We start from the raw sequence: 16,516 nt of genomic DNA on the forward strand, positions 1-16,516 counted from the left end.
ATGCATCAAAGCAGTCTATCGGCGACAACGCACCTCGTCGTCTGCGTGAACTCTAAGGCAGACCCTAAAGGGGCGAGGGAGACACTTTCGGCGGTGCATCTCAACACTCTGCGCAGTGCGGTTGTATTAGACCTAGGGTTCAGCCGTGCAGTCCAAGAACTCGCAAAGCAGCGTCACCTCTACTACGAGCCGAATGTAATGACCTCAGCTGAAACGTCCTGGGTTGAAACCACTATCAGAGGCCAAGAACGATCAGTGTTGTAGCCTGACCCCTCGAAGTATCTGGTGTTTGCCATGCGCCCATTTGGGCTTACCCCATGAGCTGCGCCGTGCAGAGAACATCATCGCTAAACCACTTCGATGATGACTCAAGTCATTTCCCCTTGGCGAGCAGGATGGCATCACACGGGCAGGTTGCACCCAGCCATAGGACATAGGCTCTGAAGCCGCGCCCATTTCAGCTGGCGTGCAAACCGCCGAGCAACCATACCTATGCTGCCGCGCTGGCCTCGACAGCAACATCACTCAAACTCTCGCCCCTGAGTGAGCGGACTAGGTTCTCAGCAGCCCGCATTTCAATTTCGAACCGTACGCGTCTCACAGCCGAGCCGATGTGGGGAGTGAGTACTGTTCTGGCGTTGTTGGTCAATCCCGGATGAATTTCGCGAGGTCTGTCTGGAAGTAGCCAATCTTCCATCTCATAGACGTCAGCGGCGTACGCGCCAAGTTGCTCATTCGCCAAGGCATCGACAACCGCCCTTTCGTCGACCACAGACCCCCTACCCACGTTTACAAGGATCTGGCCCTTTTTCGATAGTTGAAGCATCCTGGAGTCAACCAGGTGGCGCGTATCGCTAACAAGAGGCACTGCCAGGAACACATAGTCCGATGTGCTGACAGCCTCATCAAGCGTGACCAGTTCGACCTGATCTAGACGCACACTTGGGTCTACACCAAGCAGCCGCGCGCAGCCAAAGCCCGCGAGTCGCGCCAATATGGCCTGCCCAACTTTTCCGAGACCGATCACGCTGGCCACCGACCCATGAAGCCCGGTTCCGTATAGAGCTGGCCTCCACCCAGAGTAGCCTGCTCTTGTAGCGGCGTCACCCTGAAGCACGTTCCTGCCAGCAGCAATAGCCAATCCGATGGCCAGCTCGGCTGTGGGCTCTGTGAGGAGGTCAGGAACAAAGGTGACGCTCACCCCGGCTTGTGCGCAAGCCCTCAGGTCGAAGTTGTCGTACCCCTTGAGTGCACAGGAGATGGTCTTGAGCCTGGGAGCGTTCAGCAGCGACTCTTTGGTCACACTGTCTGTCATGAAGGCCATCATGGCATCAGCATCCACGAGGTACTCCCTGAGCTGGCTGGGGCTCCAGGGGTCAGGCCCTGGATTCATGATGACCTCACCCTCAGCCTGGAGCTTCCTTAGAACCTCTTCATGAACTGGCTGCGTTACGACGATTTTCCGATGATTCATTTTTCGATTTACTTGAGACGCTTTCGCAGCATCGATCCAATGCTGTCAACCACGAGGACACAGGCAAGAATCGACAGAAGGATGGCTGAGACCTCGTCATACTTGACAAGGCGAAGTGCTGCCATCAGCTCGAAGCCGATGCCACCTGCACCGACAATGCCAAGTACTGCGGAGGCCCTGAAGTGGTACTCCCAGCGATAGATGGTTATGTCTGCCAACTGTGGAAGGACTTGGGGGATAACGGCATGCGAGATGACCTGAAAGCGGCTTGCGCCTACCGCAGCAGCTGCTTCAAGTGGCTTCGGATCCACGTGCTCAATGGCTTCCGCGTAAAACTTTGCGACCATTCCCGTGGAATGCAACGCTAGTGCGAGCACCCCAGGTAGAGCACCAAACCCTACGGCTGCCACGAACAGAATGCCAAGAATGATTTCTGGCACGGACCGGAATGCCGCCAGGATGACTCTGGCCACTCTTCCCACCAAAGGATTGGGGGTGGTGTTTGGAGCCGCCAGGAGCGCCAGCGGAAGTGAAAGCACGATAGTCAGTGCTGTGCCGGCAATCGACATCGCCAAGGTGTCCCTCAGCGGGATGACCCAGTGCTCCCAGCGGTCGAAGTTGGGAGGGACCATCTCAGATGAGAGCTGCTTGACAGCCGGGGCGCCTTCGATGAACCGCTGTGCATCGAAGAACCCCGTGACGTACAGGGCTACAAGGCAAACCAGAAGGACGAACGCTGTATTGCGCAGTCCAATGAACTGCTCCCGCTTGTCGCGACTGATGATGTTCTCGAATGCAGCCGAGGTCATTGCATACGGCCCAAATCAAGCTTCAGGATGGTTGCGGTATCCCTAAGGACGTCATATGCAGCGTCATCAGTGGCGGCAAACGCCTGGACACGAAACGCCTTGAGCACCTCAGCATCCTTCATGTCCAGAAAGGCAGAGCGGATGGCAGCTTTGAGCTCAGGCTTGAGGTCCCCCTGCATGACGACCGGATAGTTTGGAATGGGAGCAGAAAGGTCAAGCTGAACAATCTTCGTGGCATCAATGCTTCCTCGAGCGATGAGGTTGTCCAGAATCGGCTTGGACAGAGCCCCGGCTGGAATCTGACCCGACTGCACCGCACGTGCGACCGCGTCATGTGCCCCAAGGTGAACTGGCCGATAGTCCTTCTCACCATCAAGCTTGTACTTCTTGAGCAGGTGTGCACGTGGTGCAAGGTGGCTTGATGTGGACGCCTGGTCGCCAAATCCGAAGGGCTTGCCGCGCACGTCTTCAAGCGTTTTCACCGGCCCTCCGGCCGTTGCGATGAGGACCGACTGGTATGTGGGCGACCCACGTTCAACGCCCACCGCAAAGGGCTCAATCCCGGACGCCTTAGATTTGGCCAAAACGTACGAAAACGGTCCAAAGTACGCTACCTCAATCCGACCGAACCGCATTGCCTCGATCATCGAGGAGTAATCGGTAGTCACCACAATCTCAACATCCTTCTTGAGCTGCTGTTCAAGATAGCGCTTAAGAGGCTGCGCGTTCTGGATGATGCTGGCAGCGTTCTCATCTGGAAGAAGGGCGACACGAAGCTTTGATGGATCCTTTCCCTGCGCATGAGCCCACAGAGGAAGGAGTGCAGCAAAAGAAGCTGCGCTGACAACAAGAGAGAAGTTACGGCGATTCAGCATGGCAAGAGCTCCTTGGTTTGACTGGATTGAAGAGTTCGGGGGCTATCAGTGGACGCACTCGTGTTGGAAGCGTTGGACTGCTTTGCATAGAGGTTCCGCGCAACATCAGGACTCAGCTGCTCTGCCCTACCCTCGAATACAACAGCTCCCTGGCGGAGCCCAATGATTCGGTCTGCAAACGAGCGCGCGAGCTCCACCTGGTGAAGACTCACGATTGCGGTGAGGTGGTCCTTTTTGCAGATCTCATGCAACAAGGTGAGCACGCTATGTGCGGTTGCCGGGTCCAGGCTGGCAACAGGCTCATCGGCCAGCAGGATTCGTGGCTTCTGTATTAGCGCCCTAGCTATGCCTACGCGCTGCTGCTGCCCCCCAGACAAGGCATCAGCCCGGGAGAGCGCCTTTTCGAGCAGCCCGACACGCTCAATCACTGTGAGCGCCTCCAGCTTGTCCTTCTTGCTCCACGGCCATAGCGAAGCGAATGCACCCCTGTCACCGAGCTTTCCCATCAGAACATTCCTGAGGACCGACTGACGTCCAATCAGATGATGCTGCTGGAAAACCATCCCACAGCGCTTGCGGTGCTCTCTCAGCGTCTTTGCGTTGACTACCCCACCTGCCAGGCCAGGTATCGATACCTCGCCTTTTGTGGGCAGCACCAGTCCATTGATGCTTCGTAACAAGGTGGACTTCCCTGCGCCCGAGGCGCCCAGAAGCACCAAAAACTCTCCCTGCTTCACATCCAGACTCGTCGGGTGCAAGGCCACGGTCGAGTCAACGTAGCGGACGGAAACTCCCTTGAGACTCAGAACGTCTCGGTCCTTCTCCAACTTCATGTTGTTACCTTTGCAAGTTTCTGCCTGCGAGCAGCGCGAGAGCGCTTATGACGCACATTTGCCGCAGAAAGAAGTTCGATACGGCTAGGCATGCGTGCAGTTTGTTCGTGGAACGTGTCATCAATATGAAACTTGCACCCCGAAAAATAGGGGTATCTATAGATAACACCTATGTCTGGACTCACGCTACTTGCGGCTTTGAAAGCCTTTGATGCGACGGCAAGGGCCGGAAGCATGACTGCTGCTGCGAAGCTGCTTGATCTACAGCAGCCCACCATCTCAGCGCATATTCAGCGCCTGGAGAATGAGTACGGCGTGGAGCTTTTTCTTCGTCAAGGCCGCCGGCTTGAGCTGACTACCTTTGGCAGGACTCTGCTGGACTACACGCGGCGGGCATTCAGCGGCGAGGAAGATGCGCACGCCCTTTTGGCAGCAGCCAAAAACCGATTCGTCGGGCGTCTTGTGATTCACGCGATCGGCCCGTACAACGTAGTCCCTGTTCTGAAGGCCTTCGGGAGCCGCCATCCCCAGGTCGAGGTCTCTGTCCGTGTAGGCGACTCCCGCTCAATCACGGAAAAGCTCCTCGACTACCAGGGTGATGTCGGCGTGGTCCTCAATCACGCCGAGCACCCCGAACTCCATTGCATGCCATACAGGTCACAGCGCCTGGTGGTCTTTGCGAACCGAGAGCACGCCCTAGCCCGGTGCGGTGAGATAGTGCTCAAGGACCTTCAGAGCCAGCGCTTCGTCATACGTGAGGAAGGTTCAACGACAAGAAGAGTCTTCGAGAGCGAGCTAATTGCCCGCAATATCAACATCCAGGTTGCGCTGGAGATGGGAAGCCGGGAGGCTGTCCGCGAGGCAGTCGCACAAGGAATAGGACTAGGCGTCGTTGCCGAGACAGCCTATGTTCCAGATCCGCGTCTTGTGAAGCTGAAGATTCTGGATACAGCAATGGCCACCCACGTCGACTTCATCTGTCGTCGCGAACGACAGAACGCTCCGCTGATAGCAACGATTTTCGACTTGGCAAAAGAGGTGAGAAGAGGCCTGGCCTAAAGATTCACGAACTTGGCGACAGGGCCCGAGTGGATCATTCATGCCAAGCCTATCGTTAGCAGCCATGCTGTCAGTCAAACAGGCCTAGATGGCTGCGCCTGTGGGAAGTGACTCCGTTGGATCCACTCTTACTCTTCGTCGTAGCCAATACCGTTGGACCATCGACAAGCTCCCTGTACAGCTTGTATCTTGGAGCGACGTACGGAGTTAGGGGAGCGCTTGGCTACACGCTCGGCACCAGTCTTGGCTTCTCCATCGTCGTCACTACCAGCTCCGTGCTAGTCGCGGTTGCCTATGAGATTCCTGCTGGCGGGCAATTTGGCCTAAAGCTGTTCGCGTCTGGCTATACCGCGTGGATTGCAAGCAAGTGCTTGCGTACTGCCTGGACGTCCAGCCGTGATTCCACCAAGGCTCTTGCCTTCACCAAGCTTGGGGCCTATGACGGTGCCATTCAGCAACTCGCAAACCCACGAGGGTGGGCCCTCGCCACTGTCTCAGTGGTCGGGTTCTCCGACGCCCAAGTCCCACCGTTGATGGAGGGGTCGTCTCAGAAAACGGAAAATAAAGCACGCTAAGCCGGTGGCAGCGGTCGCAATGGCCTGAACTTCCCCGCACCGACCTTGGCACTGCTGCGCCATAGGTAATCGCCGGTCAGGTTGATATGCTCCCACCCCAGCGGTGACAGATATTGCAGCAACGTGTCGTCCAGCGCCTTGCCGTGGGCACGCAAAGCACTGGTGGCACGCTCCAGATAGACCGTGTTCCACAACACGATGGCCGCCGTCACCAGATTGAGGCCGCTGGCCCGGTAGCGCTGCTGCTCAAAACTGCGGTCGCGGATTTCACCCAATCGGTAGAAGAAGACCGCCCTGGCCAGCGCGTTGCGCGCCTCGCCCTTATTCAGCCCCGCATGGACGCGGCGGCGCAGCTCCACGCTTTGCAGCCAATCCAGAATGAACAGCGTGCGCTCGATGCGCCCCAGCTCGCGCAGGGCGACGGCCAAGCCGTTTTGGCGCGGATAGCTGCCGAGCTTGCGCAGCATCAGCGAGGCCGTCACCGTGCCCTGCTTGATCGAAGTGGCCAGCCGTAGGATTTCATCCCAATGAGCGCGAATAGCCTTGATGTTCAGCCTGTCGCTGCTAATCATCGGCTTGAGTGCATCGTAGGCAGTATCGCCCTTGGGAATGAACAGCTTGGTGTCGCCCAGGTCGCGGATGCGCGGCGCGAACCGGAATCCCAGAAAGTGCATCAGGCCGAACACATGATCGGTGAAGCCCGCCGTGTCGGTGTAGTGTTCCTCGATACGCAAGTCAGACTCGTGGTACAGCAGGCCATCGAGCACATAGGTCGAGTCGCGCAAGCCGACGTTGACCACCTTGGCGCTGAAGGGCGCGTATTGGTCGGAGATATGGGTATAGAACGTCCGCCCAGGGCTACTTCCATACTTCGGATTGATATGCCCGGTGCTCTCTGCCTTGCTGCCGGTTCGGAAGTTCTGGCCGTCCGACGATGACGTGGTGCCGTCGCCCCAGTTTCCGGCGAAGGGTTGTCGAAACTGTGCGTTCACCAGCTCGGCCAGCGCCGTCGAATAGGTTTCGTCGCGAACGTGCCAGGCTTGCAGCCAAGACAGCTTGGCGTAGGTGGTGCCAGGGCAGGACTCGGCCATCTTGGTGAGCCCAAGATTGATACCATCAGCCAGAATCGTCGTCATCAGCAAGGTTTTGTCCTTGGCCGTGTCGCCGGTCTTCAGGTGTGTGAAGTGGCGCGTGAAGCCCGTCCATTCATCGACCTCCATCAGCAACTCGGTGATCTTGAGGTGCGGCAGCAACATCGCCGACTGGTCAATCAAGGCTTGCGCGGCGTCTGGCACCGCTGCGTCCAGCGGCGTGATCTTCAGGCCCGATGCAGTGGTGATGATGGCATCCGGTAAGTCGTTGGTCGCCGCCATGCGGTTGACTGTGGCGAGTTGCGCCTCCAATAATTCCAGTCGGTCATGCAGATATTGGTCGCAGTCGGTGGCCACGGCCAGTGGCAATTCGCTGGCCAGCTTCAGGGTGGCGAACTTCTCGATCGGCACCAGGTATTCGTCGAAGTCCTTGAACTGGCGCGAACCCTGCACCCAAACATCACCAGAGCGCAGTGCGTTCTTCAGCTCCGACAGGGCGCATAACTCGTAGTAACGCCGGTCAATACCCTCGTCGGTCAGAACCAGCTTTGCCCAGCGCGGCTTGATGAATGCGGTTGGCGCATCGGCGGGCACCTTGCGCGCGCTGTCGCTGTTCATGCCGCGCAGCACGTCGATGGCATCGAGCACACCCTTGGCGGTGGGCGCGGCGCGCAGTTTGAGCACGTCCAGGAACTGCGGCGCATAGCGGCGCAGCGTGGCGTAACTCTCGCCGATATGGTGCAGGAAATCAAAATCGGCAGGCCGCGCCAGCGTTTGCGCCTCGGTGACGTTGGCGGCGAAGGTGTCCCACGGCATGACCGCTTCGATGGCGGCGAACGGATCGCCGCCGCTTTGTTTGGCTTCAATCAGCGCCTGACCGATGCGCCCATACATCCGCACCTTGTCGTTGATCGCCTTGCCGGAAGCCTGGAACTGCTGTTGATGCTTGTTCTTGGCCGCATTGAACAGCTTGCCGATGATGCGGTCGTGAAGGTCGATGATTTCATCAGTGACGGTGGCCATGCCCTCGATGGCCAGTGCTACCAAGGTGGCGTAACGCCGCTGCGACTCGAACTTGGCCAGGTCGGCGGGCGTCATCTGGCCGCCCTCGCGGGCGATCTTGAGCAAGCGGTTTTGGTGTACCTGCCGTTCGATGCCAGCAGGTAGGTCAAGCGCCTGCCAGGCTTTGAGGCGTTCGATGTGTTCAAGCATGTGGCGCGAGTTCGGCTTGGCGGGCGATTGGCGCAGCCACGCTAGCCACGTCATTTTGCTACCATCCTTGCGCTTGAGCAGTTCGTCCAGGCGCTGGCGATGGACAGGTATCAAGGAATCGGCCAATGCCGCATGGATGCTCCGGTTGGCACGGGTAATGGCCTCGGCGCTTGCGCGCTCGATGGCATTCATGGCGGGTAGGATGATGCTCTGCCGCCGCAGGTTTTCAACAAGGGTGCTGGCCAGCACAATGCCTTTGTCTGTTTGCAAGGCCAGTTCGGTCAGTGTATGCACGGCTTGCCGGTAGTGACTCATGGTGAAGGGCTTGAATCCAAACACCGTTTGCAGCTCGACCAAGTGCTCCCGCCGTGTCTGCTCGCGCTGGCCGTAATCGTTCCAGCTTTCCACCGGCACCTTGTACGGCAACCGGAGATGGTTACTCCACCAGCGTTTTGCAATGCGTGTTTACTAGCGCTGTTTCTCTGAAACCCACGGTCTCCTTGCATGAAGGCCTCTAGCATGTGCGGGATCAGCGTCGTGGCATCGACCGCTTCGCCGTACACCTGCGCGTGCAGCGCGGCGTAACGGTCGAGGTCGGCTTTCAGGCTGACCGGGCACGCAAAGGCCAGCTTGACGCTCTCGACCTTGGGCAGCGGCCCAAGCCGCAACTTCCTGGTGGTGTTCATTTCGCAATTCCACGGTTGAAGAACATAGGCTGGTACGGCCGCAGCACAAAATCGCGGTTGACGATGATCCGCACCGGCAGGCCCGGCCGCTCGGTCAGCGTCGGCTGGATGTTCATGTTGCGCCGGGTCATCTCTTGGCCGACCTGGTTGATGCTGTCCTGCGCGCTATCGCGCCCAGCGATCACGATGCGGTTGCCATCCTGCCGGTTTTCCGGTGCGGCCAACTCGGCACCCACGCCCAGCAGGGTCGTCAGCGCCGCACCCGCGAAGACGCGATCCCAATGCCAATCGACGCCATCCTCCAGGCCGGAATAGCCGGCAGGGTCAGTGCCCGCCAGGTTGTCTAGCTTCAGCGAGGACGTGTCCGGCAGGATGACGCGGTTCCACACCACCTGTACGCGGCTCTGCCCGTAGCTCACCTGGCTGTTGTACTTGCCCAGGATGCGCGATCCCTGTGGGATCAGCAGGAACTTGCCAGTGGCCGTGTCATAGACCGGCTCCGTCACCGTGGCTATCACGTCGCCCGGCAGATCGGACTTGATGCCCGTCACCAGCGCGCCCGCGATCACCGTTCCCGCCATGACCTGATACGGCGAGGCCGGCATCTGGAGATTGCCGGAATTGCGGGTTTCCGTAGAACCGCCTTTCAGGAAAGCCTCTTTCTGGTCTTGCCGGTTCTGCACGGCTGTCGGGTCGGATGGCTGGGCCGCCGTCGAGGCCGGGCCAGCGGCCAGCGGGTCGAAGCCCGCCAAGGCGCTGCCGGGCGCAGCCGCAGCGGCTTGCGCCGTGACCGGCGCGGTGGCCTTGCCTTGGTTGCCCGAGCGGAAAAACACCGACGAGTTCGCCGCCGCATCGGCCTCCTTGCGCCACGCATCCGCCGGATCATGTCCCGGCGGTGCGTAGGCCGGCGTCACCGGCTGCTGCGACTTCACGATGGCTGGGCCGAGATCACCCGGCAGCGGCGGCCCCAGCTCGGGCACCTTCGGCGGCAGCTTCGAGTAGTCGGCCGGCAGACCATCCAGCCCCTCGGACTTCGAGACGCGATCGACGTTGTAAAGCTCGGTCTGCTCGCCCGTGCCGCGCCGGTGCGGCTGCAATGACCAGATCGTGGCCCCGAGCACGGCGACCGACAGGACGCCGACGAGGATGGCCAGCGTGCGCCGGTTCAGGCGCGTGACCGGGCGCGGCTGGGCGCGCAGCGCCACCGCCTCGGGCGCGACCTTGCCCGCCTGCGCCGCAAGATCAGGGGAATCGTCCTGGCTCATGGTCAGTTCCTCCGTGTGCCGTCCGTGCGCTCAATCCGCACCACGTCGCCTTTGTCCCCGCCCAGGCGCAGTTCGGCCGCGCCGAACAGGCGATCAACGATGTAGTACGGCGCACGGAATCGGTAGTTCACCAGTTGCCCGTCGCCTTGCGCGCCGATCACGAACAGCGGCGGCAGCTCGCCCTGGGCGATGCCGGGCGGGAACTGGATGTAGACCTTCTCGCCGTCATCGAAAGCACGCAGCGGCTTCCACGGCGGATTGCTGCCGCTGATGGCATAGCGGAAACGGATCTTCTCCAGCGACAGGCCGCTATCGACCGGGGCGGCGGCGCTGGCCGCCTGCGCCTGGCGCTGCAAGGCCAGCATCTTGTCCTTCGGGTACTCCCAGGACACCGACGCCATCCACGTCTTTTCGGTCGAAGTCAGCTCCAGCAGATACGTCCGGCGGCTGGTGGTGATGACCAGATTGGTCTTCAAGCCCGAGCGGATCGGCTTGACCATCACGTTGACGCGCAGAGCCTCACCGCTGCCGCTCGACGTGTCCCCGACGATCCAGCGCACCGTGTCGCCGGCCGCGACCGTCACCAGTTCCTCGCCGGGCTGCAGCGAAACCACCGTCACGCGGCCCACGGCCGCATAGAGCTGGTAAAGCGCGCCATCGGTAAAGGGCCAGACCTGGATCGCGTTGACGTAGCCTTCGCGCGTGGGCGCGACACGGGCCTCGGCATTGGCGCGCGAGACGCGCACTTTCTCATCCGCGGGTTCCGGCGCGGGCTTGGCCTCCTCGGTCTCTGGCAGTGGTTTCAACTGCGACGGCAGCGCGAGCGGCTGCGGCACCGTGACCACCTCCACCGGTTTTGGTGGCTCCGGCAGCGGCTGGGCCTGCACCGGCTCATCGAGCGAAATGGTCGGTGGCGGCTTGCCCTGAGTAGCGCAGCCAGAGAACAGCACGGTCGAAGCCAGAAGCATCACCGGCAAGGCGGATTTACGGAAAAGATCATTCATGGTTTTGCTCCTTCGTTAGCTTCCAGTTCGCGGCTCCACGACAGCCCGTTGACGTAGATGCCCAGGGGGTTCTTGCGCAGACGCTGCTCGGTGCGCGGGGTTTGCAGCACCGTGGAAATCACCGCGTTCCAGCGTTCGGTGCGATCCAGCGCGCCATTGACGAAGCGCGTTTCCGTCCAGCGCACGTTGAAAGACGTGTCGCTGGCGCGGGTCACGCTGGTGATCTGCACCGTCACCGACTCCTTGCCGATGCGCGCGAACGGGTCATTCGTGCGGGCGTACTCGTTGAGCACGACCGCGCCTTTGTCGGTCGTGTAGTCGTAGGCATCGAGCCAGTTCTGCCGCACCACGATGGGGTCGATGGACAGCGAGCGCACCAGGCCGATGAAGCGGCCCAGGTGGTAGGCGATCTGCGCATCGCTGGGCTTGTAGGGCGTGGCGGCCTCGCCGACAGCGCGCACCTGGCCCGCGTTGTCCACCTCAATGACGTAGGGCGTGACGATGGACTGCGCCGAGCGCCAGACTAGGCCGCCCGCCATCAGCACGGCCAGCGTGAGGCAGCCAAAGGCCATGAAACGCCAGTTTCTGGCCTGCACGCGGGCCGAGCCGATGCGCTCGTCCCAAACCTGGGCGGCGGATTGATACGGAGTAGCAGGCTGTGGCGTATCGGCGTAGCGCACCTGCGGTCGTTTGAATCGCATGGGAGTTCTCCTTGAAGATCAGGAATCGGAATCGCGCAGGCTCGGGCCTTGGCTGGAGCTGCCGCCATCGCCGCCGCGCAGCGTGTGGGCGGCGGTCGTCGCGGCATGGGTGAGCTGCTGCCTGCGATGCAGGCGCTTGGCCCAGGCGGGTTGCGCGGTGGATGGGGTTGGCTCGTTTGCAGCCTGTGCGGCACCGCCCCCTGACGCCGATCCGGCGTCATCGGGCCGGAAGGCGGCGGCGACACGCTCCTTCATCGAGCGCGCGCCCTCAGCCACCTTCTGCCCGGTCGCCTGCGCGCCGGTCTTGGCGACATTGCCGACACCAGCGGCAGCGCCCTTGAGGCCGCCGCCGGCGGATGCAGAACCCGCCTGAAACGCCGACCGCGCGCTGCTGGCGGCCCCAGTGGCGGCACGCGCTCCGCTACCGGCCAGCTTGGCGGCTGCGGGCGCCATGCGCGCCCCGGCGGCGACTGCGCCGCCGACGCCCGTAGCCGCAGCGCCCACGGCAACAGCAGCGCCGGCCGCGCCCAGCGCCGCACCGGCCATCGCACCTGCGCCGAGCTGCGGGCCGCCGGACACCAGCCCGGTTGCAATGCCCGGCCCGAAGATGCCCAAGGCCAGCAGCGTCAGCGAGGCCAGCATCACGACCACGGAGTGGTCGATGGATGGTTCGGCGGGCTGTACCTGAAACTCGGCGAACAGGCCCGAGCCGATGCCCACGATCACCGCCAGCACCAGCACCTTGATGCCGGACGACACCACGTTGCCCAGCACCTTCTCGGCGAGAAATGCGGTCTTGTTCCAGAGCGCGAACGGCACCAGCACGAAGCCGGCAAGCGTGGTCAGCTTGAACTCGATCAGCGTGATGAAAAGCTGGATCGCCAGCACGAAGAAGCACAGCAGGACGATCAGCCAAGCGAGGAACATCACGACGATGGGCGTGATGTTCACGAAGACTTCGGGGAAGCCCGCCATGTCGCCGATCTGTTTCAGGATCGGCGCACCGGCGTCGATGCCGACCTTCGCCAGCCGGCCCGGTTGCAGGAAGTTCTCCATGCTCAGGGTCGAGCCGCTGGCCGTCAGGCCCAGCCCGGCGAAGGAGCGGAACACGATGCCAGCCAACCAGTTGAAGTTGCCGATGATGTAGGCGAAGGCGCCGACGTACAGCACCTTGCGGATCAGCTTGGCGATCACGTCCTCGCCCTGGCCGGTGGCATGGCTCATCGCCCAGAACAGCCCGGCGAGCGTCATGTCGATGACGATCAGCGTGGCGGTCAGAAACGCCACTTCGCCGTGCAACAGGCCAAAGCCCGAGTCGATGTAGCGCGAGAAGGTGTCGAGGAAGCGGTCGATGACCGTCACGTCGTTCATGGCGAGTCCTCCTGCCCAGGCAGAGCGATTGCCGCGCTGCCATCGGCGGGTTCATCGAAGCTGGGCGGGATCGGCGGCAGGTCGGCCAGCGTCTGGTACTCATTCGGCCCGGCCTGGCCGGAGAGAAAGCGCCGCAGGTCGGCCTGTGCCACCTGCGCGCAAAACGCGCCGTCGTGCGCGCCCGCGCGGCACTGCGCGCGCAGCGCGTGCAACCGGGCCGGGTCGGCGGCGAGCGCATTCACCGACACTTGCTGCGGCCGGTCACAGCCGGCCAGCACCAGCGCATGAATGGCGAAAGCAAACACGACGGGCGTGCGTTGCATGGCAGCCTCCGTCAGCGGTTGTAGAAATTGACGGGCTGCGGCGTGTACGGCGTGCCTTCGCCCAGGAAGCGGCGCGTCACTTCGCGCCCGCGCTCCGTGGCCGCCGCCTGCCGCGCCAGTTCCAGCGAGGCCGCGCGGTCTTGCGTGATCTGGAGCCGCTGCGTCTGGATCGACTGCTTGGCCTGCAAGGCCAGCAACTGGTTCATGGCCTGCATCGCTTGCAGCGCGCCCTCGGCCGACTGGCTCTTGCCCACGAGGTCGGCCAGCACGCTTTCGTCGTCGCTCAGGTTCTGCGACGCCTGGGCCTGCATCTGCATGGTCGTTTGCAGGCCGTTGAGCGTGTTCTTCCAACGCTCCTGCGCATCGAGGTACATCTGATTGCCGCTCACCGTGGCGGCGTACTTCTCGGGATACAGGCGCACGAATTCGCGGTCGATGCTTGTCACTTCGTAGGCCAAGCCCTTGGCCTGCGCGATCAGTCGCTGGGTGGTCGCCAGGTTCGCGCGCAACTGGCCGACCACGCTGGACGGCAGGCTGGCCAGGTTGCGCGCCTGGTTAATGAGCATCTGCGCTTCGTGCTGGAGTTGCTGGATCTGGTTATTGATCTGCTCCAGCGTGCGAACGGCGGTGAGCGTGTTCTGCACCAGATTGGTCGGGTCGAGCACGATGTCGCCGACGCCGAACAAGGCGTGGGCGGGTTGCGCGATGCCGAATGCGAGCACGCAGGCGGCGGTCAACGCGGCGAGCTTGGGGGTATGCAATTTCATAGTTGGTTCTCCTGGGGGTGGTCAGCGGTACGGAGGGAACCCGGCGCGTAGCCGGGGAACGAGGGCAGCAGGTCGGCCGCCCAATCGAGGCCGCGATGGCGCAGCCAGGCGCCCGCGAAGCCGGGCACGCCGGCGTCCTGCGGCACGCGGCCAAGAACCTCATCAATGGCGCGCTGGTCTTGCGGCGTGGAAGCACCCGCGAAGGCCAGCGTCGCCGGCCCCAGGTCGAGGTCGAACAGGCGGTTGCCGAGGCGGGATTGGTAGTAGTAGTCGCGCTTGGGCTGCGCGGTGGCGACGATTTCGATCTGGCGCGAGTTCAGCCCGAAGCCCTCATAGATCGTGCGAATCTGCGGTTCGGTCGCTTGCGGGTTCGGCAAGAAAATCCGACTCGCGCAGCTTTCGATGATGGCCGGCGCGATGGCCGAGTCCTTCACGTCCGCGAGCGACTGCGTTGCGAAGATCACGCTGACGTTCTTCTTGCGCAGCGTCTTGAGCCACTGGCGGATGCGCGCCGCAAACACCGGGTCGTCGAGGAACAGCCACGCTTCATCAAGGATCAGCAGCGTGGGCGCACCATCCAGCCGCTCCTCGAAGCGCGCGAACAGGTAGCGCAGCACCGCGAGCACAGCGGCCTTGCTGTGCATCAGCTCCTCCATCTCGAACGCCTGCACATCGGCCGTGCCGAGGCGGTCATGGTCGGCATCCAGCAGCCTGCCGTGCGCGCCGCCCAGGACGTAGGGCGCGAGTGCCTGGCGCAACGTGTTCGATTGCAGCAACGCCGTCAGGCCCGTGAGCGTGCGCTGCTCCACCGGCGCGCTGGCCAGGCTCCCCAGCGCAGACCAGATGGCCGCCTTCTCGTCCGGGCCGACGGCCGCGCCTTCGTGCAGCAGGCGGCCTTCCACCCATTCGCTGGCCCAGGTGCGGTAGCCCTCGCGGTCGATGCGTGCGAGCGGCTGGAAGGCGATCTCGTCATCCGCGCCCAGGTCGTAGTGCTCGCCGCCCATGCCCAGGATGGCCGCACGGATCGAACGCCCCATGTCGAAGGCGAAGATGCGCGAGCCGCGATAGCGGCGGAACTGAATCGCCATCGTCGCCAGCAACACCGACTTGCCCATGCCGGTCGGCCCCGCGACCAGCGTGTGGCCCACGTCGCCGATGTGGGTCACCAGCCGGAACGGTGTGGCACCATCGGTGCGCGTGACGATCAGCGGCGGGCCGTCCAGATGCTCGTTCTTCTCCGGCCCGGCCCACACTGCCGATACTGGCATCAGGTGCGTGAGGTTCAGCGTCGAGACGATGGGCTGGCGCACGTTGGCGTAGGCGTTGCCCGGAATGGACGACAGCCACGCATCCACGGCGTTGAGCGTTTCGGGGATGGTCACGAAGCCCCGGCCCTGGATGACACGCTCCACCATGCGCAGCTTCTCGTCCGCCACGGCGGGGTCCGTGTCCATGACGGTGACGGTCCCCGTCAGGTAGCCGAAGGCCACCTGGTCGCTGCCCAACTCCTGCAAGGCGGCGTCGGCGTCGGCCGCCTTGTTGTTGGCGTCGGTATCGACCAGCGGGCTTTCCTGCTGGAAGATCGTTTCGCGCAGCAGCGCGATGACGTTCTTGCGTTTGGCGAACCACTGGCGGCGCAGGCGTCCCAACTCCCGTTCCGCTTCGGATTTGTCGAGGCAGAGAAAGCGCGTGTTCCAGCGGTATGCAAAGCCCAGGCGGTTGAGGTCGTCCAGAATCCCCGGCCAGGTCGATGTCGGGAAGCCCCGCACCGACACCACGCGCAGGTGCTGGTCGCCCAGCATGGGCGCCAGGCCACCGACCAGCGCGGAGTCGGTCAGCAGCGCGTCGATGTGGAACGGCACCTCGGGCACACCGACGCGATAGCGCCGCGTCGAGATAGTGGCGTGCAGGTAGGTCAGCGTCTGGCCGTCATCGAGCCAGGCGATTTCCGGCATCACGCCGTCGAGCAGGTCAAAGACGCGATCCGTCTCCGCGACGAAGGATTGCAGGCGCTCACGCCAGTCCACGCCATTCGTCGGCGTGTTCTCGTAGAGCATCTGGGCTGCACGGGCACGGGATTCTTCTGGTGGCAGGTACACCAGCGTCAGGTGATAGCCGCTCTCGAAGTGATGGCCAGATTCCTCGAAGGTGGCGCGGCGTTCCTCGTCCACCAGCCAGGACAGCGGCTCGGGGAAACCAGAGTGCGGGTAGCCCGCCGCCGGGCGGCGCTCGGCCTCGATAAACAAGGCCCAGCCCGAGCCCAACCGGCGCAGCGCGTTGTTCAGGCGCGCCGACGTGGCGATCAGCTCGCCTTGCGTCGCGCTGTCGAGGTCAGGCCCGCGAAACCGGGCCGTGCGCTGGAAACTGCCGTCCTTGTTCAAGACGACGCCCGGCGCGACCAACCCGGCCCAGGGCAGCCAGTCGGCGAGCAGCGCCGGGCGCTGGCGGTATTCGGCGAGATTCAGCATCGC

At 62.6% G+C, this 16,516-nt stretch carries 12 protein-coding genes and 2 pseudogenes; 1 reads left to right on the forward strand and 13 read right to left on the reverse strand.

Annotated features, from left to right (window positions below; translation table 11 throughout):
• Positions 1-490: 490 nt before the first annotated feature.
• The 4 genes from A6745_RS21650 to phnC are packed head-to-tail and all read right to left on the reverse strand — an operon-like array spanning position 491 to position 3,991.
• Complete coding sequence (locus tag A6745_RS21650) at positions 491-1,474, reverse strand: NAD(P)-dependent oxidoreductase (RefSeq protein ID WP_011517523.1); 984 nt, start codon at positions 1,472-1,474, stop codon at positions 491-493.
• An 8-nt stretch (positions 1,475-1,482) separates the two neighbouring features.
• Positions 1,483-2,283, reverse strand: a complete 801-nt coding sequence (gene phnE, locus A6745_RS21655) for a phosphonate ABC transporter, permease protein PhnE (RefSeq protein ID WP_003056093.1) — start codon at positions 2,281-2,283, stop codon at positions 1,483-1,485.
• Entirely contained in the window at positions 2,280-3,158 is an 879-nt protein-coding gene (gene phnD, locus A6745_RS21660; RefSeq protein ID WP_003056094.1) for a phosphate/phosphite/phosphonate ABC transporter substrate-binding protein, read from the reverse strand. The genes phnE and phnD overlap by 4 nt, the downstream gene beginning before the upstream one ends.
• Positions 3,152-3,991: a phosphonate ABC transporter ATP-binding protein gene (gene phnC, locus A6745_RS21665; protein ID WP_003056095.1), complete on the reverse strand. Its 840-nt coding sequence runs from the start codon at positions 3,989-3,991 to the stop codon at positions 3,152-3,154. The genes phnD and phnC overlap by 7 nt, the downstream gene beginning before the upstream one ends.
• A gap of 171 nt (positions 3,992-4,162) precedes the next feature.
• Between phnC and A6745_RS21670 the strand changes: the two genes are divergently transcribed.
• On the forward strand, positions 4,163-5,050 hold the full coding sequence (locus A6745_RS21670; protein WP_027011074.1) for a LysR substrate-binding domain-containing protein: 888 nt from the start codon (positions 4,163-4,165) through the stop codon (positions 5,048-5,050).
• A 571-nt stretch (positions 5,051-5,621) separates the two neighbouring features.
• On the opposite strand, the pseudogene A6745_RS21675 reads toward A6745_RS21670, so the two are convergent.
• From A6745_RS21675 to trbE, 9 genes and pseudogenes are all read right to left on the reverse strand, one after another.
• Positions 5,622-8,330, reverse strand: a pseudogene (locus A6745_RS21675) (Tn3 family transposase); the annotation flags it as partial.
• 62 nt (positions 8,331-8,392) lie between these two features.
• Positions 8,393-8,614 (reverse strand): annotated as a pseudogene (locus A6745_RS28280) (DUF2274 domain-containing protein); the annotation flags it as partial.
• Positions 8,611-9,879 (reverse strand): TrbI/VirB10 family protein, encoded by a 1,269-nt coding sequence (locus A6745_RS21680; protein WP_003056119.1) that lies wholly within the window; start codon positions 9,877-9,879, stop codon positions 8,611-8,613. The gene A6745_RS21680 and the pseudogene A6745_RS28280, both read right to left, overlap by 4 nt.
• A 2-nt stretch (positions 9,880-9,881) precedes the next feature.
• Positions 9,882-10,883 (reverse strand): P-type conjugative transfer protein TrbG, encoded by a 1,002-nt coding sequence (gene trbG, locus A6745_RS21685; RefSeq protein ID WP_003056120.1) that lies wholly within the window; start codon positions 10,881-10,883, stop codon positions 9,882-9,884.
• On the reverse strand, positions 10,880-11,584 hold the full coding sequence (gene trbF, locus A6745_RS21690) for a conjugal transfer protein TrbF (protein WP_003056121.1): 705 nt from the start codon (positions 11,582-11,584) through the stop codon (positions 10,880-10,882). The genes trbG and trbF overlap by 4 nt, the downstream gene beginning before the upstream one ends.
• A gap of 18 nt (positions 11,585-11,602) precedes the next feature.
• A complete protein-coding gene (gene trbL / locus A6745_RS21695; RefSeq protein WP_003056122.1) occupies positions 11,603-12,955 on the reverse strand; it encodes a P-type conjugative transfer protein TrbL in 1,353 nt (450 codons plus the stop codon).
• On the reverse strand, positions 12,952-13,278 hold the full coding sequence (locus A6745_RS21700; RefSeq protein ID WP_003056123.1) for a hypothetical protein: 327 nt from the start codon (positions 13,276-13,278) through the stop codon (positions 12,952-12,954). Before A6745_RS21700 ends, trbL begins: the two co-directional genes overlap by 4 nt.
• An 11-nt stretch (positions 13,279-13,289) precedes the next feature.
• On the reverse strand, positions 13,290-14,045 hold the full coding sequence (trbJ, locus tag A6745_RS21705; protein WP_003056124.1) for a P-type conjugative transfer protein TrbJ: 756 nt from the start codon (positions 14,043-14,045) through the stop codon (positions 13,290-13,292).
• Positions 14,042-16,513: a conjugal transfer protein TrbE gene (trbE, locus tag A6745_RS21710; protein ID WP_038206552.1), complete on the reverse strand. Its 2,472-nt coding sequence runs from the start codon at positions 16,511-16,513 to the stop codon at positions 14,042-14,044. Before trbE ends, trbJ begins: the two co-directional genes overlap by 4 nt.
• Positions 16,514-16,516 lie beyond the last annotated feature (3 nt).

Origin of the sequence: Bordetella ansorpii, assembly GCF_900078705.1 — a bacterium.
Taxonomy (GTDB): Bacteria; Pseudomonadota; Gammaproteobacteria; order Burkholderiales; family Burkholderiaceae_B; genus Bordetella; species Bordetella ansorpii_A.